At 73.4% G+C, this 22159-nt stretch carries 22 protein-coding genes; 11 read left to right on the top strand and 11 right to left on the bottom strand.

What is annotated here, in order from left to right; genetic code table 11:
* The first annotated feature begins 408 nt into the window (after nt 1–408).
* Together ABTZ17_RS00495 and ABTZ17_RS00490 are read left to right on the top strand one after the other, a co-directional pair.
* Nucleotides 409–1149, top strand: coding sequence for an AAA family ATPase (locus tag ABTZ17_RS00495; RefSeq protein WP_352193270.1), 741 nt, complete (start codon nt 409–411; stop codon nt 1147–1149).
* 44 nt (nt 1150–1193) lie between these two features.
* Complete coding sequence (locus ABTZ17_RS00490; protein WP_352193269.1) at nt 1194–2156, top strand: hypothetical protein; 963 nt, start codon at nt 1194–1196, stop codon at nt 2154–2156.
* On the opposite strand, the gene ABTZ17_RS00485 is transcribed toward ABTZ17_RS00490, so the two are convergent.
* The 6 genes from ABTZ17_RS00485 to ABTZ17_RS00460 form a co-directional block, all read right to left on the bottom strand.
* On the bottom strand, nt 2137–3039 hold the full coding sequence (locus tag ABTZ17_RS00485) for an arginase family protein (RefSeq protein ID WP_352193268.1): 903 nt from the start codon (nt 3037–3039) through the stop codon (nt 2137–2139). The genes ABTZ17_RS00490 and ABTZ17_RS00485 overlap by 20 nt on opposite strands.
* A gap of 111 nt (nt 3040–3150) precedes the next feature.
* Entirely contained in the window at nt 3151–3567 is a 417-nt protein-coding gene (locus tag ABTZ17_RS00480; protein WP_352193267.1) for a VOC family protein, read from the bottom strand.
* A gap of 107 nt (nt 3568–3674) precedes the next feature.
* Complete coding sequence (locus ABTZ17_RS00475; RefSeq protein WP_352193266.1) at nt 3675–4097, bottom strand: helix-turn-helix transcriptional regulator; 423 nt, start codon at nt 4095–4097, stop codon at nt 3675–3677.
* An 85-nt stretch (nt 4098–4182) separates the two neighbouring features.
* Nucleotides 4183–4653 (bottom strand): hypothetical protein, encoded by a 471-nt coding sequence (locus ABTZ17_RS00470; RefSeq protein WP_352193265.1) that lies wholly within the window; start codon nt 4651–4653, stop codon nt 4183–4185.
* Between the two features lie 214 nt (nt 4654–4867).
* Nucleotides 4868–5500: a YciI family protein gene (locus tag ABTZ17_RS00465; RefSeq protein ID WP_352193264.1), complete on the bottom strand. Its 633-nt coding sequence runs from the start codon at nt 5498–5500 to the stop codon at nt 4868–4870.
* Between the two features lie 133 nt (nt 5501–5633).
* The gene (locus ABTZ17_RS00460; RefSeq protein ID WP_352193263.1) at nt 5634–7691 is read right to left on the bottom strand and encodes an ATP-binding cassette domain-containing protein; all 2058 of its coding nucleotides are present in this window, start codon (nt 7689–7691) and stop codon (nt 5634–5636) included.
* Between the two features lie 640 nt (nt 7692–8331).
* Between ABTZ17_RS00460 and ABTZ17_RS00455 the strand changes: the two genes are divergently transcribed.
* The 7 genes from ABTZ17_RS00455 to ABTZ17_RS00425 all read left to right on the top strand — a co-directional run bounded on the left by ABTZ17_RS00455 (nt 8332) and on the right by ABTZ17_RS00425 (nt 16026).
* Nucleotides 8332–8904: a GNAT family N-acetyltransferase gene (locus ABTZ17_RS00455; RefSeq protein ID WP_352193262.1), complete on the top strand. Its 573-nt coding sequence runs from the start codon at nt 8332–8334 to the stop codon at nt 8902–8904.
* Nucleotides 8905–9022: 118 nt separating this feature from the next.
* On the top strand, nt 9023–10162 hold the full coding sequence (locus ABTZ17_RS00450) for a phosphotransferase (RefSeq protein ID WP_352193261.1): 1140 nt from the start codon (nt 9023–9025) through the stop codon (nt 10160–10162).
* 135 nt (nt 10163–10297) lie between these two features.
* Nucleotides 10298–10741, top strand: a complete 444-nt coding sequence (locus ABTZ17_RS00445; protein ID WP_352193260.1) for a hypothetical protein — start codon at nt 10298–10300, stop codon at nt 10739–10741.
* A 330-nt stretch (nt 10742–11071) separates the two neighbouring features.
* Nucleotides 11072–12355, top strand: coding sequence for a D-alanyl-D-alanine carboxypeptidase family protein (locus ABTZ17_RS00440; RefSeq protein ID WP_352193259.1), 1284 nt, complete (start codon nt 11072–11074; stop codon nt 12353–12355).
* On the top strand, nt 12352–13398 hold the full coding sequence (locus tag ABTZ17_RS00435; RefSeq protein ID WP_502994563.1) for an endonuclease/exonuclease/phosphatase family protein: 1047 nt from the start codon (nt 12352–12354) through the stop codon (nt 13396–13398). The genes ABTZ17_RS00440 and ABTZ17_RS00435 overlap by 4 nt, the downstream gene beginning before the upstream one ends.
* Nucleotides 13399–13511: 113 nt before the next feature.
* Nucleotides 13512–14327, top strand: coding sequence for a response regulator transcription factor (locus ABTZ17_RS00430; protein WP_352193257.1), 816 nt, complete (start codon nt 13512–13514; stop codon nt 14325–14327).
* 262 nt (nt 14328–14589) lie between these two features.
* Nucleotides 14590–16026 (top strand): sensor histidine kinase, encoded by a 1437-nt coding sequence (locus tag ABTZ17_RS00425; protein WP_352193312.1) that lies wholly within the window; start codon nt 14590–14592, stop codon nt 16024–16026.
* A 95-nt stretch (nt 16027–16121) separates the two neighbouring features.
* On the opposite strand, the gene ABTZ17_RS00420 is transcribed toward ABTZ17_RS00425, so the two are convergent.
* Entirely contained in the window at nt 16122–16970 is an 849-nt protein-coding gene (locus tag ABTZ17_RS00420; protein ID WP_352193311.1) for a SigB/SigF/SigG family RNA polymerase sigma factor, read from the bottom strand.
* 355 nt (nt 16971–17325) lie between these two features.
* Between ABTZ17_RS00420 and ABTZ17_RS00415 the strand changes: the two genes are divergently transcribed.
* Both ABTZ17_RS00415 and ABTZ17_RS00410 read left to right on the top strand, forming a co-directional pair.
* The gene (locus tag ABTZ17_RS00415) at nt 17326–17757 is read left to right on the top strand and encodes a helix-turn-helix transcriptional regulator (protein WP_352193256.1); all 432 of its coding nucleotides are present in this window, start codon (nt 17326–17328) and stop codon (nt 17755–17757) included.
* Between the two features lie 425 nt (nt 17758–18182).
* A complete protein-coding gene (locus tag ABTZ17_RS00410; protein WP_352193255.1) occupies nt 18183–18470 on the top strand; it encodes a WhiB family transcriptional regulator in 288 nt (95 codons plus the stop codon).
* A gap of 192 nt (nt 18471–18662) precedes the next feature.
* On the opposite strand, the gene ABTZ17_RS00405 is transcribed toward ABTZ17_RS00410, so the two are convergent.
* From ABTZ17_RS00405 to ABTZ17_RS00390, 4 genes are all read right to left on the bottom strand, one after another.
* Nucleotides 18663–19742, bottom strand: coding sequence for a mechanosensitive ion channel family protein (locus tag ABTZ17_RS00405; RefSeq protein ID WP_352193310.1), 1080 nt, complete (start codon nt 19740–19742; stop codon nt 18663–18665).
* A 390-nt stretch (nt 19743–20132) separates the two neighbouring features.
* Nucleotides 20133–20348, bottom strand: coding sequence for a hypothetical protein (locus tag ABTZ17_RS00400; protein WP_352193254.1), 216 nt, complete (start codon nt 20346–20348; stop codon nt 20133–20135).
* A gap of 148 nt (nt 20349–20496) precedes the next feature.
* Nucleotides 20497–21285, bottom strand: coding sequence for an SAM-dependent methyltransferase (locus ABTZ17_RS00395; protein ID WP_352193253.1), 789 nt, complete (start codon nt 21283–21285; stop codon nt 20497–20499).
* 142 nt (nt 21286–21427) lie between these two features.
* Nucleotides 21428–22156: a hypothetical protein gene (locus tag ABTZ17_RS00390; protein ID WP_352193252.1), complete on the bottom strand. Its 729-nt coding sequence runs from the start codon at nt 22154–22156 to the stop codon at nt 21428–21430.
* Nucleotides 22157–22159 lie beyond the last annotated feature (3 nt).

Below are 22159 nucleotides of genomic sequence, written 5' to 3'. Positions count from 1 at the left end.
GCACGGAGTTCAAAACCGGGTTTTGAAACCCGGGCGACCAAGGGTCCGTTCCTCATCGGGGAGCGGACCCTTCTGCGTGGGGTGGGGGAGGGGTTCGGGCGTCGGCAGGTGCGTTTCGGGCGTCATGGGGTGCTCGGAAGCCGCTGGAGAGGGGCGAAAACGGCTGTAGGGCCGCCTAGCGGCCTATCGTGCCCCGGGTGACCCAATCCCACCGGGGCCCCTCCGAAAGGGGCTCTGAGACCCCATTCTGTCGGTCGCTTTTCAGGCGATTTGCCGCCTTCTTTTGTTTTGACCGAAACTACTGACGAGTCAGGTCAATCGCAGGGGTATGTCGCCGGAGGGCGGAATGTCAGTGGGGTTGCTTAGGGTGACGAAGGTCCCCGTCCCGCACCCGAGGAGGAAGCGTCCGTGATCGTCGAGAGAATGCGCGTCCACCGGGAGATGCTCAGCCCGGAGCAGCTCTCTCGGTGGCCGTGGACCGTGCCCTGTGTCGAGGAGCTGTTCGGAGCCGGTATCGGTCTCGGTGCTCCGGTCACCTTTCTCGTGGGCGAGAACGGCTCCGGGAAGTCCACGCTCGCGGAGGCGCTGGCGGAAGCCTTCGGGGTGGACTCGTACGGCGGACGGGCCGGATCCCGCTACGCCTCCCACCGGGAGCGCAGCGTGCTGGGGGAGTACCTGCGGCTCGGCTACACCCCGCGCGGGCAGCGCATGGCCACCGGGCCCCGGGAGAAGCGCCGCGGATTCTTCCTCCGGGCCGAGAGCGCCATGCAGATGATGGAGGAGAAGCAGGGCGCGTACGGCTACTGGAGCGAGCGCACCGACCTGATGAGTCACGGCGAGGGCTTCCTCACCGTCTTCGAGTCCATGTTCCAGGAGCCCGGCCTGTACGTGCTGGACGAGCCGGAAGCCGCGTTGTCCTTCACCTCCACGCTCCGGCTGGTCGGCCTGCTCGATCAACTCGCCGCCACGGGCGCCCAGGTGGTGTGCGCCACGCACTCCCCGATCCTGGCGGCCCTGCCCGGCGCGGCCGTTCTGGAGGTGGGGGAGCACGGCATCCGGCCCACGAAGTGGGAGGATCTCGCCCTCGTCGACCACTGGCGGCGCTATCTGGAACGCCCCGAGGCGTACCTCCGGCACATCATTGATTAGGGGGTGGGCAGGCGCGGGTGCGGCCTGGGGCATAGGCTGCGGGAATGGACTTGCAGGCCATGGAAGATGCCCGGCAGTGGCTCGCGCAGGAGGGGGTCACGCAGGTCGGTGAGGACGAGTGGACCGACGGCGGTTCTCCGCCCGGACGACTGACCTCCAGCGAGGTGGCCGTCGCCTGGGCCGACCAGGTGTTCGCCGACGAGCGCCTCGACGACGCCGGGTCGCTGCGGCTCGCCTTCGGCCTGCTGGACCTCCTCGACGCCTACGGGGTGACCGTTCCGATCGGATTCGCCCTGCGGGACCCCGAGTTCGGCGTGCCCATCGCCGAGTTCTGGGAGGCGTACCGGGGACGGCTGGAGGCGCCGGAGGCCTGTCAGGCCGTCACCTACTCGCTGTGGGTGGACTGGTTCGAGGATCCGACGACCTCGGCCGGTGCCTTCATCGAGGTGTTGGGCAACGACGCCGAGCTGCTGTGCGCGGACGCCCCGGTGGCGCTGCTGCGCCGGGCGGAGCGGGTGTTGGAGAACTCGGGCCCCGTGCGCTGGTCCGTGAAGGAGCGCGCCTACCGGGCCGCCGCGGAGGTCCCCGCGCTGCATCCGGCTGTCTTCGCCGCGCTGCTGCACAGCTACCACGACATCTACGGGGACCTGGAGCCGGAGCCCGCGCTGGTCCTCCTGGAAGGGCTGGACCTGCGCCCGGACACGGAACACCTGGCCGTCCTGCGGACCGTTCTCGCGGCCGGCCACCGCAACCACTACAGCAGCCCGGACGCGTGGACGGCCGACGCGGTCACGGGAGGGGGAGCGGGAGCCGGTGCCGGAGCCGGGGGAGCGGGTGAGGGTGTTCGGGACGGTGGTGCGGGTGGTGGCCCGGGGTCGGGTGACGACATCGGAGGGGTCGGGCTCGGCGCCGGGGGTTTCGGTGCCGAGGACCGTTCCGTCTTCGTGCGGTTGAGGGCCTTCCGCAGGCGGGCGTTGGGTTCCTTCCTCAAGCCGTCAGGGCGTTGACGACCAGATCGGCGAGGAGGGCGCCCGCGGTGCCCCGCGGGTCGAGGTCGGGGTCGTAGATGGTGACGTTGAGGCCCACGCATCGGGGTGAGCCGAGCAGGACCCGCAGCAGTTCGGCGAGTTCGTCGGGCAGCAGCCCGCCCGGGTCGGGGCTGTCGACGGCGGGCATCACGCTCGGGTCGAGCACGTCCGCGTCCAAGTGCACCCAGAAGCCGGCGGTGGCGTGCGGGTGCGGGTCGTGGAGCGCGGTACGGGCCAGGGCCTCCGCCCCCCGGCTCCGGATCTCGCCCACCGTGGCGGTGAAGATGCCCGCGGTGCGCAGCTCGGGCAGGTCCTCGTCCCCGTCCCGCAGGCCGAAGAGGCGTACGTCCTCTTCGCGCAGGTAGGGGCCGAGGCCCTCCAGGTCGGTGAGGTCGGACTGCCCGCGGCCGGTGGCGAGGGCCAGTTCCTCGCCGCCCGCGGCCCCGACGGGCCCGTTGACCCGCTCGTTCCCCGGGTGTCGGAAGTCGGCGGAGCCGTCGATCGCGGCGAGGCCGTAGCGGCCGATCCGGCGCATCGCGAGGGAGGCGCCGAGCTGGATCGAGCAGTCCCCGCCGAGGACCACCGGGAACTCGCCGTCCCTGAGGTGCCCTTCGATGCGGTCGGCGAGGGTGCGGGTGTAGGCGGCGAGGGGAGCGGCGTGGAAGACGCCGTCGCCCTCCCGCCAGTCCCCGCGGTCGTAGCGGGGCGGTACGACCACTCCGCCCTCGCGTGCCCCGAGGCGTTGCAGGATCCCCTGCTCGCGCAGGGCGCCCGCCAGCTTGTACACCCCGGGCACGGTGCCGGGAGCGGGCGGGCGCAGACCCAGGTTGGACGGAGCGTCGAGGAGTACCAGGCGTCGCATGGGTCCATCCTGCGCCAACGACGCGGCGGGGACCACGGAATTGCCGGGCTCGGGGGGACGGGTCGGCGGGTCCACGGGTGTGTGGGCCCACGGGTGGGGGAGTGGGGTCGGTCAGGGGGTGCGGGGGCGGGAGAAGCGGATCTGGTTGCCGGAGGGGTCGCGGAAGGCGCAGTCGCGGACCCCGTAGGGCTGGTCCACCGGCTCCTGGAGCACTTCGCCGCCCGCCGCGCGGATCGTCTCGAAGGTGGCGTCCACGTCGTCGGTCCGGAAGATCACCCCGCGGAGCATGCCCTTGGCGAGGAGGTCCGCCGCGGCCTGGCGGTCGGCGGGGTCGGCGTGGGGGTCGGCGACCGGGGGTTCGAGCACGATCTCCACGTCGGGCTGGGTGGGGGAGCCGAGGGTGACCCACCGCATTCCCGCGTAGCCGACGTCGTTGCGCACCTCCAGCCCGAGGGCGTCGCGGTAGAAGGTGAGCGCCTTGTCGTGGTCGTCGACGGCGATGAAGCACTGGGAGAGGTTGATGTCCATGTGTACGACGCTAGGAGCCCCGGGCGGATTCCGCTTCTCCGATCCTGATCGATCGGTGGGGGGAGCGAGGCGGAGGAGGAGGAGGGGTGGCTGTCCGGCCTTCGGTGCTAGCCGAGCTCGGTGGCGGGGGTGACGGCGGTGTTCTTGCTGGGGCGGGTGTGGACCTTCGCCACGCAGGCGGGTACGGCGGCACCCGCTTCGTGGGACCGGGCCCGATAGGCGCTGGGCGTCTCGCCGACCAGCTCGGTGAAGCGGGAGCTGAAGGAGCCCAGGGACGTACAGCCGACCTCGAAGCAGACCTCCGTGACGCTGAGGTCGCCGCGGCGGAGCAGGGCCTTGGCCCGTTCGACCCGGCGGGTCATGAGGTAGCTGTACGGGGTCTCCCCGTAGGCGGCGCGGAAGCTGCGGGAGAAGTGCCCGGCGGACATCAGGGCGAGCCCGGCCAGGGCCGTCACGTCCAGGGGCTGGGCGTAGTCGCGGTCCATGGCGTCGCGGGCGCGGCGCAGCCGTTTGAGGTCCTCGATGTCCATGTTCCTCAGGATGGCACGGCGGGCGCGGTCGGCGGCCGGTCCTCCGGGGGCAGGGGGAGGGACTGGGAGTGGGCAGGGGGAGGGATCAGTGGTCGGTGCCCCAGCGCCAGAGGAGGGTTCCGCCGGGCGGGAGGGCGGTCCAGCGGGCGGCTGCCGCGTCCAGGGGTGCGGTGGTGCGGGCCAGGGCCTCCTCCGTGAGGGGCGACCGGCCGACGCCACGGCCTTCGGTGGGGAGTCCGCACCAGGCGCGGTAGGCCCAGTTCACGGACAGTTCGGCGGCGAGGACGGCGTCTCCGCCGCGGCGCAGCACCTTGAGCCCGGAGCGGCGGTGGCGACCCGTTTCGATCGGTTCGAAGCCCTGGAAGGTGGCTCCGCGGGCCGTCGCGCCCCAGAAGCCGTCCTCGATTCCGAGAGCCGTCTCGACGACCGCGTGCACCAGGTCGTGCGGCATCGTGGGGCCGGTGGGCTGCGCGGTCAGCCGGACCTCGGGGCCCTTGCGGGCCCGTACCAGTATCTCGTGCCGCTGGTCCGGCAGCTTGCGGAAGTGGATGTCCATCGGGTCCGACGGTAGGGGGTGGCACGGTCGGTCCACAACGGATTTGAGGGGAGGGGAGGGGAGGGGAGCCGGCGTCGGGGGAGCCGGCATCGGGGGTGTGGGTGGGGGTGGGATCGGGCGGGGGAGGGCGGTCGGTCGGGCGGGTGTTCGGGGCCAGAGCGCCGAGCGGCGGCCCTGACCCCCGCGCGGCGACCGCACGCGACCACAAGGGGGCTCAGCGGCGGCCGCCGCATTCCCAGGGGTGGATCTCGACGGCGGCGTAGCGTTCCACGGGCAGGACGCGTCCTGCCGCGGCCGCGTCGGGGGCTCTGACCAGGGCGACCGTGCCGAGCCAGGCCGTCGCGTCGTCCGAGAGCAGGGGCCCGTAGGCGAGCAGGTCCTCCCGCAGGGCGGGCGGCGGGCCGTCGGGGATCGCGGAGGGGCCCACGGCGGGGGCGAGGCCGAGCACCAGGTAGCGGTCCTCGCCGGTGAGGCCGCCGGGGAACTCCCACATGGTGCGGCCCAGCAGGTCGCGCCAGCGGTGCAGGAGGACGTCCCGGTAGACGCCCGCCTGCTGGCCCGGCTCCTCGAAGGCGAAGGCGCGGGCCGCTGCTGCGTCCGGGAGCGAGGCGATGTGCACGCTGCCGCTGGGTGTCCCGTCGGCGGCGAAGGTCGGGCCGCGGGCGATCAGTTCCTTCTCGTACTGGTCCATGTACGACCAGTGCTCCTCCAGCAGGGCGCGGCGCAGCGGGAGGGAGCCGGGGCGGTCGCGGTGGTAGCAGAAGTACGCGGGCGAGGTGGGTGCGACGGGTGCGGGGGCGGGGTCGGCGGGGCTGGGAGAGCCGGGTGACGTGGGCGATGGTGTCATGATCACGGACTCTCTCCCAGGTGGGGCGGGATGGCAACGGTCGGGAGCCCGCGGCACCCCTCGGGAGGGGCGCCGCGGGGTGCCGGTGGGGCCGCTCCCGAGAGGGGCGGACCCCACGGCCGGCAGTCGGTGGTCAGCGGTCGGCGGAGAGGCGGAGGAGTTCGGCGAAGGTGCCGTCGGGGCGGTGGGCCAGGTCCTCGTACGAGCCCTGTTCCTTGATGCGGCCCCGGTCCAGGACGATGATGCGGTCGGCCAGGCGGCAGTTCTCCATGCGATGGGTGACGATCATGGTGATGCGGTCGTCCTTGGTGTCGCGGAGCCCGGAGAAGACCATGTGCTCGCCGCGCGGATCCATCGCGGAGGTGGGCTCGTCCATCACCAGGAGGCCCGGCTTCCGGTGGAAGGCGCGGCCGCAGGCGAGGCGTTGCCACTGGCCGCCGGAGGGCTCGTGGCCGCCCCAAAGGGAGCGGGCCAGGAGGGTGTCGAGGCCGTTCGGGAAGCCTTCGACGGTCTCCTTCATGCCGACGGCGCCCAAGGCCTCCCACACGGCTTCCTCACCGCGCGGATCGGGGCGGCCGAGGGTGATGTTCTCGCGGGCGGAGAACGGCCAGTGCCCGTAGGACTGCGTGACCAGCCCGACGTGCTCCCAGGCCGAACGCTGATCGGACTCGGCCGTCGGGACGCCGTCCCAGGAGACCGTGCCGGAGGTCGGGGCGGTGAGGGAGGTGAGCAGGCGGATGAGGGTGGACTTGCCCGCCCCGTTCTCGCCGATCAAGGCGATGACCTCGCCGCGGCGCAGGGTCAGGTCCACCGGGCCGAGCGCCGGGGTGTCCTTGCCCGGGTAGGTGTACGTCGCTCCCTCGAAGCGGATCTCGGCGGGTGCGTCGAGCCGCTGGGGGCCGCGGGGGCCGGAGCGTTCGGCGGCCTCGGCGACGAAGGCCGTGTAGTCGCCGAGGTACAGCGCGTGCTGGAACATGGCCGCCCCGTACACGACCAGTTGGGAGAGGGCCGCCGTCGAGGTGCGCATGGCGATGATGGCCGTACCCGCTGCCCCGAGGGCCATGTACCCGCCCATGACCAGCCCCGCGAGGGCCAGCCAGGTCGTGACGGTCAGGAGGCCCGAGATGACGGCGGCCGTCAGGTACACGGTCAGGTAGCGGGGCGCGGAGCCGACCATCCGGGCGTCGATCCGCGCGCACACGGCGGCGTACCAGTGGTGCGCGTACGGCCGCATGCCGTTGCCGCGCAGCTCGTCCGCGAGCTTGGGGGTGGTGAGGTGCCAGCGCATCATGTGGCGGATGTTCCGAGAGGCCATGGTGGCGTTGTGGAGGCGGTAGTCGAGGCGGGCCGCCAGCACCGAACCGATGCCGCGCGGCAGTACGGACAGCAGGAGCAGCGGCAGGAGGACCGGGTGCACCACCGACAGCACGGACGCCACCGCCACCATGTCGATCAGCCCGCTCGTGAAGCCGAGGGCGTCCTGGAGCAGCATGCCCGAGCGCGCCGAACCGATCTCCGCCGCCTCCGAGCGCTCCGTGAAGTCCGGTGCGTCGTAGGCGGCCAGCTCCACGTCCATGTGGGCGTCGACCATGGCCAGGTCGGCGATCGTGGACATGCCCGGGTTCAGCCGGCGCGCCGCGCTGCCCGCGACGATCGAGGCCACCGTCCCCACCGCCGTCATGGTCGCCGCGAGGGCGAGGGGCCAGGCGGCCGAGGAGACGCGCTGTTCCACGGTGCCCGTGGCGAGCAGCGGGCCCATCGCGCGGGCCACGGCTGCCAGCGCGCCGGCCGTGCACACCCCGCCGAGCACCTGTGCGGTGACGAGGACCAGGAAGGCGGCGCGGTTGACGGCCCAGGCCAGGCGGGCGGTGTGCGCCAGGGCGGCGGGCACCCGCCGCGCCATCCGCAGCAGCGACAGCTGCTCCATCGCGGTGCTGTGCTGACCCCAGGTGTACGTGAACTCGGGTGGCGGAGGCGGCAGTTCGGCTGGAGTGGGGATGGCGCTCGGATCGGGTGCGGGGGCCGAGGGGTGGGGTGGGGCGCCGGGGGCCGGGATGGGTGCCCCCGTGGAGGCGGAGGCGGAGGCGGAGGTGGAGCTGGCTGCGGGTGTGGCTGCGGGTGTGGAGCCTGGCGCGGTGGGGTCGGTGGGGTCTGTCGGGGGTGGGGACTGTTCGGCTCGCTGCTGTGACACGGGTGTTCCTTCCACTCGGGGTTCGGGTGGTGTCCGTGCTTCTCCGCCGGGGCGGCGAGGCGGTGGGGTGGGTCCGGTCCGCCGCCCGTCCTCCGGGCCGTCCGTCGGTGGGTCCTCGCGGCTCCGGGCAGGAGTGGTGCCGGGCATGGCGAGGAGACCCGCCCGCAGGCTGCGGGGACGGGGCGGAGCGGTGGGTGGGAGGAGAACCGGAAGCAGCGAGTAGACACCCGTCGGGAACCCGGAGCAGCCGGAACTGGCCTTCCTCGTCGGGCTGTCGGGGCCGGAACGGCCACTGATCGTTCTCGGTCGGGGCCCGGTTCCGGGGGCGGAGCGGAGGCCAGGATGGCCGGAAGCGATGGGTGCGGGGAGGGCGTGCGAGGAATTCGGTTGCGGGGGTGGTTTGGCCTCCGGCGGTCCCTCGGCCTCGGCCCTCTCCGGCTCTCCCGCGGCCTCGTCCCCTCCGCGTGACCTGCGGTTCCGGTCCCTACGCGTGGCCGTGGTGGCGGGGCGCAGGGCCGGGAGTCCGCCTCGGTGCCCGGGCGCTGTCCTGCGGATGTCCGGTTGGGGAGATCCGGTGACGGAGGGGCGGCCGAGGGCCGGGAGGAGGTCGGGGTGGCGGAGATCGTGGCAGGGTGGGCACGTGACCATCGAAGTGCGCCCCGCGACCGTCTTCGAGGACGTGCGCGCCGTGATCGGGCCCAAGTCGCCGACGGCGAACGTCTGCTGGTGCCTCAGCTACCGGATCCCGTCCAAGCTCAACAACGAACTCCGCGGTCCCGAGCGCGGCGAGTTCGTGGCCGAACTGTGCAAGGGCGATCCGCCGCCGGGAGTCCTGGCGTACGAGGGGGACGAGCCGGTCGGCTGGGCGGCGGTGGCCCCGCGCACGGAGACCTCCTTCGCCCGCAGCCGGAAGATCCCCTTGCTGGACGACCTGCCGGTATGGGCGCTGTGGTGCGTGCGGGTCCGGCCCGGCCACCGAGGGCAGGGCATCACGCACCCGCTGATCACGGGCGCGGTGGAGTTCGCCCGCTCTCAAGGAGCCCCGGTGGTCGAGGCGTACCCGTTGGACAGCGGGGACGCCAAGGTCGACCTGACGATGGCCTACGCGGGCATCCGCAAGAACTTCGAACGGGCCGGGTTCGTCCATGCCGCCGATACGACCTCCGTGCTGGCGGGTCACCCCCGGGTCCTGATGCGACTCGACCTGCGGTGAGGGGTTGGGGCTGGGGCTGGGGCTGGGGCTGGGACTGAGGTTGGGGCTGGGACTGAGGCTGGGGCTGGGGTCATCGTCGGCGAGGGAAGAGTGGGGCCAGGATGAGCGGGGGAGTGGAGTGAGCGGGTTGCGGGTGCCGTTCGGGGAGGCGTTGCGGGCCGAGTGGGGGGCGCCCGGGCGGTCGAGGCTGCTGGAGAGCAGTCCCCGCTCGCGGGTGTGGCGCGTCGAGTTGCCGGGGGAGCGGCCCACGGTCGTGGTGAAGCAACTGGTCGGCGGGACCGACGCCGACGAGCGGTACGCCCGGGAGGTGGCCGCTCTGCGGATCGGCTCGCGCGCCGCGAGTCCCGTCGTGCCCGGGCTGCTGGCCGTGGATCCGGGTGAGCGGGTCCTGCTGCTGGAGTACCTGGAGCACCGGCGCCCGGCGGGCGACTGGATCGTCGACTACGCGACGGCCCTGGCCCGCCTGCACTCCGCCGCCGGCCCGGAGGACGCCGGAACGCTGCCGCGGTGGCGGGGGCCCACCGCCGCCGACATCGCCTCCTTCCTCGGGTTGGCCGAGGCTCTGGGGGTGCCCGTCCCGCCTGGGGTGAGGGGCGAACTGGAGGGCCTGGTGGAGCGGCTGGGCCGGGCTCCCGGGCACGCGCTGCTCCACGGGGACCCCTGCCCCGGGAACGACCTGCACACCAGTGCCGGGATCCGCTTCGTCGACTTCGAGCAGGCATGCCTGGGCAGCGGCCTCATGGAGCTCGCGTACCTGCGCATCGGCTTTCCGACCTGCTGGTGCGTCACTTCGGCGCCGGAGGCCCTGCTGGAGCGGGCGGAGCGCGCCTACCGCGAGGAGTGGCGCACCCTGACCGGCGCCGGAGTCCCCTTCGGCGCTTCCGCCCCGGGAGGCTCCTCCGGCTCCGAAGGCTCCGCGGGCTCCTCGGGCTCCTCGGGCTCCGAAGCCCCCTCCGGCCCGGCCGAGGGCGCGCTCGTCGACGCGTGTGCGGGATGGCTCGTGCGCGGGGACGCGTTGGTCCAGCGGGCCCACCGGGACGGGACGGACCACCTGGCCCGGATCCCGCGGCGGGACTGGACCTGGGGCACCGCGAGCGCCCGGGAGCGACTCCTCCACCGGCTCGGTGTCGTCGGTCGGATGACGGTCGGACACGAGGCACTCGGCGAGCTGGGACTCCTCTGCACGGCCCTGCGCGGCCGCATGCTCCCCCGCTGGCCCACTCTGCGGCCGGTCCCGAGGGAGCGACCGGAGGAGTAGGGGAGCGGCCGGAGTGGTGCGAGCGGCGGAGGCGGTTCGAGCGGCGGGACGGGCGGAGCGGGCGGGTGCGGAGGTTCGGTGGGGGGTGGGGAGGTGGGCGGGCACGGTGGGTGGTCGGGCCGGCATGATCCCGTCATGGACATAGAGAACGGGCCCGGACTGCGCCGTCAGCTCGTCGCGGCGGTGGGCCTGCTGGCCACGCACGCAGCCCCGCAGGCCGAGTGGGTGGCACGGTACGGGGTGCACTACGACGAGATCGCCCTCAACTTCGACGACGCCGCCATCATGGCCCCGCAACTGGCCGAGGCCGACCTGATCGACCCCGTGGTCCTCGAAGGACTCGCGCGGATCGACGCCCTCTTCTTCCGCCTCGCGGAGGACGGTGACGACGACGTGTGGACGGCCGAAGCCCTCGACACCGACCCCCTGTGGGAGGAGATCCGGCAGGAGGCGCGGAGCGTCCTCAAGGACCTCGGGGCCGAGGCACCGGACGAGGGGGACGGGGAGGGTGCCGGGGGCCTCGACGGCGTCGGGGGCGGTGGTGTGCCGCGGCCCGACATCATCGTCATCCCCGGCTGACCTGCTCGTACCCGCCCTCCGCGCGCACCGCTGATACGTGGTCGACACGAATCCGCGCGGCGGGGGATGCACGGCCATGAACGGCCGGATGCGAGCCCCGCCGAGGGTGGACGACGTACGCGGAACCCCGCGTACGTCGGTCTGCTGCGGGAGGTGGCGTCGGTGAACGGGCGGAACGAGGAAGGAACGCCGCGGGGAGAGTCCTCGCGGAAGGGGGAAGCGTCGCCGCGAGAGGTTTCGCGGGGAGAAGCGCCGCGAAGGGGAACGTCCCAGGGCGGCAGCGCGGGGTGGGGCGGGCTCTCGCCGCAGGGCGGGGCGGTCGGGCGCGGGGTGGCGGGGCTGGGCTCGTACCCGGCCTGGGTCCGGGGGCGGGCCGGGTTCGCGGCCGTCGTGGCCGTCGGGCTGCTGGTCACCGGGGTCGGCGGTTGGGCCGCCCTCGCGGGGAGCCGGAACGGGGACGGGAGCGGCGGCGCAGAGAGCGGGACCGGGGGCGGGCTGTCCGCCGCCGCGCGGTCCGAGCTCGCGGAGCGGCTCCACCTGCCCTGGCCCGACGAGGGCCAGACCAGCATCGAGGTGGAGGGCATCGGCAGTCTCGGCAGCCGGGGCGGGAACCGGCCGGTGCCGATCGCCAGCGTGGCGAAGGTGATGACCGCCTACGTGGTCCTCGCCTCGCACCCGCTCCCCGACGGCCGGCCGGGCCCGGAGATCACCGTGGACGCGGCCGCCGCGAACGAGGCGCTGTCGCGTTCCGAGTCCACCGCACCCGTGCGTGAGGGCCAGCGGCTCACCCAGCGGCAGCTGCTGGAACTGCTCCTGCTGCCCTCGGGCAACAACATCGCCCGGCTGTTGGCCCGTTGGGACGCCGGCAGTGAGGAGGCGTTCACCCGCAAGATGAACCGGGCCGCCGAGGAACTCGGCATGACCCGGACCCGGTACACGGGCGCCAGCGGCATCGAGACCGACACCGTCAGCACGGCCGAGGACCAGGTCAAGCTGGCCCGCGCGGCCCTCAAGGAGCCGGTGCTGCGGAAGGTGGCCGGGCTGCGCAGCACGGAGGTACCGGGCGTACCGGGGCCCGTGGTCAACACGAACCGGCTGCTCGACAAACCGGGGGTGCTCGGACTGAAGACCGGCTCCAGCACCCCGGCGGGCGGCAACCTGATGTGGGCCGCCGAGACCGATGAGGCGGGTGGGGCCGGCAGGACCGATGGATCGGGTGAGTCGGGTGGCAGTAGTGCACAGGGCAGTGGTGCGGACGGCGGCGGAGGCGGCGAGGGTGGTGGTAACGGCGCGGGAGCCGCCAAGCGTTTGGTGATCGGGGTGGTGCTCGGTCAACGGGCCCGCACGACGCCCATGGAGGGCCTCGAAGCGGTCTTCCGGCGCACGGGGGCGCTCATCGACGCCCTGCAGCGCGAACTTCCCACGGCACTGGCCCCGACTTCCCCCTCCCGCTCCGGTTCTGGTTCTGGTTCCGGTTCTGGTTCCGGTTCCGCCTTGGGGCCCGCTCCCCTCGCCCCGCGCACCGCCTCTGCCCTTGCCCCTCGCGCCCTTGCCCCTCGTGCCCTTCCCGGTGCCGTGCGGCCGACGGCGCACCTGATCGGAGGCCGTTCATGACGGCGCCCGCGCTCCCGACGCCGCCTCCCGCACCACCGGCATCTCCGACGCCTCCTGCGCATCCGACGCGGGAGATCGCCTCGGGCGAGCCCTCCACGGGTCCTCTCCGTCGCGCCTGGCGGTTCCGTGGCCGCCGCGGGTGGATCCTCGCGGTCGTGGCCTTCCTGCTCGCCCTGTTGATGCTCGTGCCCGATCTCGTCCCGAACGGGTTCGGACACCTCGGGAGCCTCCTGCAGACCGTGGTGCCGTGGCTGGGGCTCGGGGTTCCGGCGGTGCTGCTGCTCGCGGCGGTGCGGCGGGCACCGGTCGCGGCGGTGGCGGCCCTGGTCCCCACCCTCGTGTGGTGTTCGCTGTTCGGGGGCACGGTCCTCGGCGATCGGACGGGCGGCGGAGGCGACCTCACCGTGGTCAGCCACAACGTCCACGACGCCAATCCCGACCCCACCGGCACGGCCCGCGCCCTCGCCGCCTCCGGTGCCCACGTCCTCGCGCTGGAGGAGCTCGGCCCCCGTACGGCTCCCGTGTACGAGCGGGCGCTCGCGGGCTCGTACCCGTACCACGCGGTGGAGGGCACGGTCGGGATCTGGAGCAAGTACCCGCTGCGGGAGGTCAGGCCGGTGGAGATCATGCCGTGGACCCGGGCCCTGCGCGCCACCGCGGACACCCCGCAGGGCGAACTCGCCGTCTACGTGGCCCACTTGGCTTCCGTACGGGTCAGCCCCGGCGCAGGATTCCTCGTGGAGCGCCGCAACGAGTCCGCCGCCAGGCTCGCCGAGGCCGTACGGGCCGAACCCCTGCCCCGTGTCCTCCTCCTCGGCGACTTCAACGGGGCCACCGGCGACTCCGCCCTCGCCCCGCTGACCGACCGGTTCCGCTCGGCGCAGGACGAGGCCGGTGACGGCTTCGGCTTCACCTGGCCCGCGGCCTTCCCCCTGGTCCGGATCGACCAGGTCCTCGTCCGGGGCGTCGAGCCCGCCTCCGCCTGGACCCTGCCGCGCACCGGCAGCGACCACCTGCCGGTGGCCGCGTCCCTGCGGCTGTGATCGGGCCGCCCGGTACGGTCGGTTCCGTACGGCACCGCGGCCCCGTCCTCACCCGTACCCACCCGTACCCCGCAGGTCCCACACCCCGTAGTCCCCGAATCCAGGCGAAGCAGATGACTGATACAGCACCCGCCCCCGTCCGCATCCTCCTCGTGGAGGACGACGAGGCGATCCGACGTTCGGTGGGGATGGCCCTGGAGAGGTACGGGTACGAGGTGGAGTCCGCCCCGGACGGGCTCTCGGGACTGGAGGCGTTCCGGGCGGCCGGGCAGCCCCCGCAGCCCGGCCCGGACTCGGGCACCGGCACGGCAGGGCGGCCGTACGACCTGTTGATCCTGGACGTGATGCTGCCCCACCTGGACGGCATCGGGCTGTGCCACCGAGTCCGTGAAAGCAGTCAGGTGCCGGTGTTGATGATGTCGGCGCGCGGTGACGCGCTGGACGTGGTCGCCGGATTGGAGGCCGGCGCGGACGACTACGTGGTCAAGCCGGTGGAGACCAACGTGCTCGTCGCCAGGATCCGTACCCTCCTGCGGCGGGCCGTGTTCACCGCGCGGCCCGGGTCTTCCGGGACGGACGGCCGGGGCGGCGCGGGCGGCGGCGGAACGGGTGGCGGCGGAACGGGCGGCGCGGACGGGAGCGGGAGGACGCTCGTCTTCCGGGATCTGACCGTGGACACCCTCGGGCTGGAGGTCCGCAGCGGCGGCGAGCCGGTCGCGCTCACCCCGACCGAGCTGCGGCTGCTCCTGGAGTTCGTCGCGGAACCCGGAATCGCCCTGGACCGGCAGAACCTGCTGCGGAAGGTCTGGGACTACGGCTGGGACGGCGACAGCCGAGTCGTGGACCTGACCGTGCAGCGACTGCGCAAGAAGATCGGCGCGGACCACATCGAGACCGTGCGCGGCTTCGGCTACCGGTTCCGGCGCTGACGTGGCGGGCGAGGGCGAGGGAAAAGGCAAAGGCACCGGCAAGGGCAAGGGCAAGGACAAGGGCAAGGGCAAGGACAAGGGCAAGGACAAGGGCGAAGGAATGGGTGAGGGCGCGGGCGAGCGCGGAGGCGAGTTCGGCACTCCTGGGGATGACGGGCGCGCGTCCGGTGCGCCTGCCGCCGGGCGGGCGTGGCTGCGACTGGTCGATCCCCGGTCCCTGCGGTGGAAGATCGCGGCGGGGGTCGCGGCGGCGGCCTGCGCGATGGCCCTCGGGATGGGCCTGCTCGTGCACCGGACGACCGAGGACCGCTCGATGGGCGTCGGAAGAGCCGCGGCCCTGGAGGAACTGGCCGCTGCGGAGCGGGAGTTCCGGGGCGAGGAGCCGGCGATGCGGCCGCAGTCCCCGATTCGGGAGTCCCCGACCCGGGAGTCCCCGTCCCTCCAGCCCCCGTCCTCTGAGCCCCCGTCCCGGGAGCCTGCGTACCTGACCGGCCAGGAGCTCCCCGAGGAGTTGCTGGAGCTCCTCGGATCCGGTGACGGGCCCGTGACCTGGTACGACACCCGGCGTCCGGCGCAGGGGCCGTTCATGTGGGCTGCGGCGCGGGTGGACGGCACACCCGTCGCGGTCCGGAACTCCATGCTCGGAGACTTCTTCGCCCGACAGGCCCTGGACCGGCACATGCGGTACGCGGCCCTGGCCACGCTCGCCGTGGTCGTACCGCTCACCCTGCTGGGCGCCGAACTGGTGCTGCGCCGCCTGCGCCGGGTCGCGGGTACGGCCCGGGCGATCCGGGGCGGCGATCTGGAGGCCCGTACGGGCGGCCGCGGCCATGACGAGATCAGCGAGATCTCCGCGGCCGTGGATCACATGGCCGACGCGCTCCGGGACCGGCTCCGCAGTGAGCAGCGCTTCACCGCCGATGTGGCCCATGAGCTGCGCACGCCGCTGACGGCACTGGTGAGCGCGGCCTCCGTGCTGCCCGAGAGTGAGGCCACGGATCTGGTGCGGGACCGGGTGCGGGTGCTGCGCGGACTGGTGGACGACCTGCTGGAGATCTCCCGGCTGGACGCGGGCGCCGAGCGCAGCGAGACCCGACCGGTGCCCTTGGGAGACCTGGTCGAGGACTGCGTGCGCCGGGCCGGGGTGGAGGGCGTGCGGGTCACCGTCGTCGGGCGCCCCGTGGCCGATACCGATCCGCGGCGCCTGGACCGGATCCTCACGAACCTGCTGGTCAACGCCCAGCGGCATGGTCGTCCGCCGGTGGAGGTCACGGTGGAGGAGGAAGCCGGGGGCGCGGGGAAGCCCGCCGGCGCCGACACCGCTGCTGGTGCTGGTGCTGGTGCTGGTGGCGGTACCGGTGCCCGGATCCGGGTCCGTGACCACGGGCCGGGTTATCCGGCGGAGCTGTTGGCGGCGGGGCCGCAGCGGTTCCGTACGGGAGCGGCCGAGCGGGGACACGGACACGGCCTGGGGCTCACGATCGCGCTGGGCCAGGCCCGGGTGATCGGCGCCCGTCTGACCTTCGGCGAGGCGGAACCGGACGGGTCGCGGGGACGGGATGCGTCGCGGTCGCCGGAGGAGGTCGGAGGGCCGCAGGGAGCCGAGGGAGCGGAGGGAGGGCAATGCCCCGGGAGGGCCCGGGGTGCGGTGGCCACGCTGGAACTGCCCCCGCCCCCGCCCCCGACCGCAGGCCCTTGAGGGCCGGGCGGGGGAGCGGGGCGGTCATCGGCAGTCGGGCACCGGTGGTGAGTCGACGGCCGGCACGTGGTGCCGAAGCGTGCGCCGGCGGGGCCTCAGTCCGTGGCGAAGTAGCGCTCGCGCAGCTCTTCCAGGGTGCCCGAGAGGATTCGGGAGACCTGCATCTGCGACAGGCCGACCTCGCGGCCGATCTGCGCCTGGGTCATCTCCTCGCCGAAGCGGAGCTGGAGGATGCGGGTGCGCCGCTCGTCCAGTCCGGCCAGCAGCGGGGCCAGGGTCTGGAGGTCCTCCACCGTCTCCATGGCCGGGTCCTCGGCGCCCATGACGTCCGCGAGGGTGGGCGAGGCCGCCGAGACCGCCGAGGCGGCGGGACCGGAGGCCCCGGCGTCCGGCGGGGTGTCCAGGGAGCGGGCCGTGTAGCCGTTCGCGGCGACCAGGCCCTCGCGGACCTCTTCCTCCTCGATGCCCAGGTGGGCGGCCAGCTCGGCGGGGCTGGGGGCGTGGTCGAGGAGGGAGGACAGCTCCTCGGTGGCCTTGGCGAGGTCGGTGCGCAGTTCCTGGAGGCGTCGCGGGACGCGGACCGCCCAGGAGGTGTCACGGAAGTGCCGCTTGATCTCGCCCGTGATGTAGGGGAGGGCGAGCGTGGTGAAGCGGGTGTTGCGGTCCGGGTCGTACCGGTCGATGGCCTTGATCAGGCCGACCGTGCCGACCTGGATCAGGTCCTCCTTCTCGGGGCCCCCGGGGCGGGCGCGGAAGGGGCGCACCGCGTAGTGGACCAGCGAGATGTTCATCTCGATCAGGGCGTTGCGTACGTACTGGTACTCGCGGGTGCCCTCTTCCAGCGCGTGGAGCCGGTCGAAGAAGACCTGGCTGATCTCACGGGCCTCGCGGGCGGACAGCTCGCGGGGGCAGGCGACCTCCGGCAGGCCCAGTCGCCGGGCCATGCTCCGGGGTGCGGGCACGCCGGGGAACCCGAGGGGGTCCGAGAGGGACGCCGGACGCGTCGGCTCGCTCGGGTACGGGTACGCGGGCAGGGACGGGTCCTGGTCGGCTGCCGGACGCGGTCGGACCAGCGCGGTGGGCTGGGCACGATCGGTCGGCAGGTCGGTCAGGGCGGTCGAAGTCATCGTCTTCGCTCCTTGGGCACGGATGCTTGCGGCGCGTTGTTCGAAAGCTGGTGGGTGCGGAAACGCGGCTCCGCATGGTGAGAACCATGCCCGTCCGAGTGACACACGTCAAGTAATACCGGAAATTCGATTCTGGATTTGTCTTTCGCGGTTCTCCGGCCAGAATGGATCCGTGGAGACTGAGCACGCGGGTACCCGCCGTACGAACTGGACTTTCCTGACCAATCACGCACGGGTCCTGGTCGCCATCGCGCGCGACCCGGGCGTCCGGCTGCGCGATCTGGCCACGCTCTGCGATCTCACGGAACGCACCGTGCAGACGATCGTGACGGACCTCCAGGCGGGCGGGTACCTGACGCGCGTCCGCGACGGCCGCCGCAACCGCTACGAGATCGCCCCCGGTGCCCGCTTCCGGCACCCGGCGGAAGCGGACCGAGAGATCGCCGGGCTCCTCGCCTACCTCGCGACCCCCATGCCGCTCCCCGAGGTCCCGACCCTGCCGGGGTTCGACATGACCACCGGAGAGCCGGCCGCTCCCTCGGGCGCTTCCGGCCCCTCGGGTACGTCCGGCCCCTCCGTTACTCCCGGTCCCTCGGGCGCGTAGCGGGTCCTCCGCTGTCGCCTGGATCTTTCGCCGTCGGGCGGATCCTCGGGCGGCGGACAGCCCAACGAGTGCTCGCCGCCTCCGTGTTGTTCCGTTTCCTCCGCCGTACCGGGTTTCGGTCCCCGGATCCTGAGCAGGCGCGCCCGTGTCACCGGATGAACCCGGACGACGGAACGGACGCGCGCCACCTCCGGCGGACCGCCCCTCGCGGCGGCCGCGCCGGCGCACACGTGGAGACGCGGACTCGCGGAGACGCGGGGGACGCGGGGCGTGTGGGAGTGCGGAAGTGCGGAATGTAGGGGCACGGCGGTCCACGCACCGCCCGAGCCCCGTCCGCGCCATGCCTCACGCACGGCCCGCACACCGCCGACCCGCACGGCCCGGTGGACGCGCGGCGGAGAGCGAGTACGAGGAGGGGTACCCCCATGGCCGACCTGTCGAGGCTTCCCGGCCGGGCGGAACACGAGTGGCAGTGGCAACTGCGGGCGGCCTGCCGGGAGGTGGGACCGGGCCGGTTCTTCCACCCCGAAGGCGAACGCGGCGAGGACCGCAGCGCCCGCGACCACGCGGCCAAGAAGGTCTGCGCCGCCTGCCCCGTCCGCGCCCAGTGCCTGCGGCACGCGCTCCGGGTCCAGGAGCCGTACGGGGTGTGGGGCGGGCTGACCGAGGAGGAGCGGCGGGCGGTGTTGGTCCCGCACCGGGTCACCGCCTGAGACGGGCCCTGACAGGGGCCCCGGGAGGGGCGGGGTGGGGAAGAGGCGTGGCCCTGAGGGGCTGTTCCTCTCCCCGCCCCTTCTCCCGTTCCCGGGGGCCGGGGCGAGCCCCGTGGGCCCGGAGGAGTGGGCCCGTGGTCCGGGGCCCCGCCCCTCGGGGCGGGGCCCCATATCTAACGGAGGGCGCTCGGCTCAGTCCTCCTCGCCCGCCGACGCCGACGGGACGACGGCAGCCGTGATGCGGGGCAGCGCGTCGGGGTGCTGTTCGGCCAGCCACGTGACCAGTCGCTCGCGGACCGCGCAGCGCAGGGTCCACAGGTCGTCCGGGTCCTTGGCCGTGACGATGGCCCGTACGACCACGGTGCTCGGCGTGGTGTCGGTGACGGCGAGGTCCCAGGCCCGCCGGTCCCAGGCCGGGCAGTCGTCCAGGATCTGCTTGAGCCGGGCACGCATCGCCTCGACGGGGACGGTGTGGTGGCAGTGGAGGAAGACGGTGCCGGTCATCTGGATCCCGCCGCGGGACCAGTTCTCGAACGGGCGGCCCGTGAAGTAGGAGACGGGCATGGTGATGCGGCGTTCGTCCCAGGTCCGGACCGTGAGGAAGGTCAGGGTGACCTCCTCGACGGTGCCCCACTCCCCGTCCACCACCACGGTGTCGCCGATCCTCACCAGGTCACCGAAGGCGATCTGGAACCCCGCGAACAGGTTGCCGAGGGTGGACTGCGCCGCCACACCCGCGACGATGCCGATGATGCCCGCCGAGGCCAGCAGAGAGGTGCCGACGGTCCGCAGGGCCGGGAAGGTCAGCAGCATCGCCGCCGCGGCGATCACGATGACGACCGCCGTCACGATCCGCATGATCAGCGTGACCTGCGTCCGCAGGCGTCGGAGCCGGGAGGGATCGCGCCGCCCGCCCCGACCGCCGTTGGCGTAGCGGGCGTACGAGGACTCGACCACGGCTCTCGACACCCGGATCACGCACCAGGCGCTCGCCCCGATCACCAGCAGCGTCAGGCCCCGCCCGACCACCGAGACGGCCGTGGCGTGGTCACGGAACTCCGGCCAGGTCAGCTGCCGGTACGTGGCGCGCAACAGGATCGCCAGGAACAGGACCTGGAGGGAGGGACGACAGCGGTGCAGCAGCCCCCACAGGGGCGTTTCCGGATGCCGGGACGACGCCCGGTTCAGGAGCAGCTCGGTGAGCCGCCCGAGGGCCAGTGTGAGCAGGGTCGCGCCGCCGAAGACGATGAGCAGGCGCAGCAGACTGTTGATCATGGAGTGGGTTTCCTCGCGGTTCCTCTGGTGGGTTGCCCGGGGCCTCGGGGCTCGTCCGGGTTCCTCGTTCCTCGGGTTCCTCGTCGTTCTCGTTCGTTCCCCGGGCCTGTGCCCTTCGCCGCTCGTCCTTGAGCGCGGGCGCACCGGCAGAAGGGCCTACGGGGCGCGGGGACAGGGGCATCCGGGACGCGGGCGTCCGGGATACGGGCATACGGGCATACGGGATAAGGGCATACGGGCATGCCGGGTGCCGCGAGGGCGGCCCCGGCATGCTCCGCTTCCTGGGGGGAAGTCGCGCTACCCGCCCGGTGTCGCGGCGGGGACGAGCACGGGCGCGGGCATCGTCGCCCGGCCCGGGGCGGGATCGAATCCGGCGGTGCCGGGTGATCAGATCCGGCCGTGTCGGGTTTCGTCGACGACCGGCAGGGCGGCCGCGCGACGACGGCGGAGCACGCTCGCGTAGACGCCGAGGCCGATGAGGCCCGCGGCCATCATGATGAGGCCGACCGCGTCCAGGTTCACGCTCTCCATCTTCCAGTCGCTCGCGAAGGTGAGGATCGCCCCCACCACGATCAGTGCGATGCAACCACCTATGCCACCCATGTGAGTTGCCTCCTTCGGGCAAGGGCCATCGGGTCGTTGCTGCGCGGCTACCCCGGCCCTCCGATCGGAAACGGTGGGGAAGTGGCGGGGGCGTCGGGCCGGGCGAAGCGGGCGCGGGCGTCGGGCCCGGTCGTCGTGCCCGGGCGGGTCAGTCCCGTCGGGGCAGCGCGCGCAGCAGGTAGGTCACGAAGCCGAAGGACTCGCGGTACGTGCCCAGCCAGTCGCGGCGGTGCTCGGCCGCCGTGTCCAGGAGCGCGGGAGCATCGGGGTGTTCGGGGTGGTCGAGGGCCCAGTCGGCGAGGGAACCGGTCCAGGACCATTCGTAGGCGTCGAGCTCGGCGCGGCTGCTGGTGTGGGCCGCCACCGGGGCCCAGCCGTCCGAGACGACCTGCTCGGTCGTGGCCGCCAGGTCGTGGAGCTCGCCGAGGAGGTCGGTGGCCGCGGGGGAGGGCTCCCGCTCCCAGTAGCCCTCGCCGATCAGGACCAGACCGCCCGGCGCGAGGTGGCGGCGGGCGGCGGCGAGGGCGGGGAGCAGCCCGCCGAAGGCGTGACCGGATCCCACGCACAGCACCAGGTCGAAGAGGTGCGGGCCGGTGAACAGCGCCGCGTCCTGCCGGTGCAGCAGCAGCCGGTCCCCGACCCCGAGCCGCTCCGCGGCCTCGCGGGCGTACCCCAGCCCGGGTTCCGCCGTGTCCACGCCCTCGGCCCGCACGTCCGGGCGCAGGCTCAGCGCCCGCAGCAGCCACTCGGCCCGACCGCACGCCAGGTCGAGCACGCGCGGGCTGCCCGGGGTCCGGGCGCCGTCCGGACCGACGTCCGGCGAGGTGGCGGTGATGGGGAGGGCCCGCTCCAACAGTTCCCGGACGGATCCGTCCGAGAGGGGCGCGGCGATCGGGTGGCGGACATGGGCGAGGTACGAGATCTCTTCACGCTTCACCGCGCGGATCCTGACACGCCCCCCACCCCACCCGCACCCGAATTCCGCCCCGCACCCGCGTTCCACCCGTGCCCGTGCCCCTGCCCGTGCCCCTGCCCGTGCCGAGGGCGAGGACACGGACACTGCCTCCGGCGGGAGCGGGTCAGGGTTCGGGGGTCAGGGCGGTCGTCACCCGGGATTGGGATGTGGGGGAGAGGGCGGCGGGATGGGTGGGGTTGCGGGGGGAGTGGTCGCCGTTGTTGACCTTGGGGCCCTGCGGGGTCGTCGTCCAGTGGACCGGGCCGGGGGCTCCCTGGCCTTCCAGGAGGACGACGGCCAGCGCCTGCGGGTCCTCCACCCCGGTCAGGGCGCGCAGGGCTTCCGCCAGGCGGTCCGGGGCGTCCTCGGGCACCTCGTCGTCGCCGAAGGCGGGGAGGAGGAGCAGCAGGCGGGCGTGGGCGTCGGTGGTGCTGCCGCCGGGGAGGGCGCCGTCGGCGGCCCCGACGAGCTCGGACCAGGACAGGGCCGGACCTCTGAAGTGTCCGTCGTCGCAGGCCAGGAGCTCGGCGCGGTCCCAGTCGGGATGGTGCAGGAGGTAGTCGACGCCGGCGTCGTCCTCGAAGGTGCGGTAGACGACGTGGAGGCGGTGACCGGCCGGCAGGGGAAGGGTGAAGGCGGGCCACTCGGCCTTCTCCCACAGCTCCCCTTGGAACTCGTCGGCCGCGTCGTAGTCCGCGCCGAACAGCAGCTCCGCGTCCTCCTCGCCGTGGACGCACGAGGCGAGGTGCCCCAGCCAGAACAGCGGCTCCTCCAGCAGCTCGGGCCGGTGCGTGAGGGGGCCGCCCTCGTAGCCCGGAATCCGGGTGGGGTGCGGGTCTGGGCTGTTCGTCACGAG

The organism is Streptomyces sp. NPDC097619 (assembly GCF_040302735.1).
In the GTDB taxonomy this organism is placed as follows: domain Bacteria; phylum Actinomycetota; class Actinomycetes; order Streptomycetales; family Streptomycetaceae; genus Streptomyces.
This window is presented reverse-complemented; position numbering and strand designations above follow the sequence as displayed.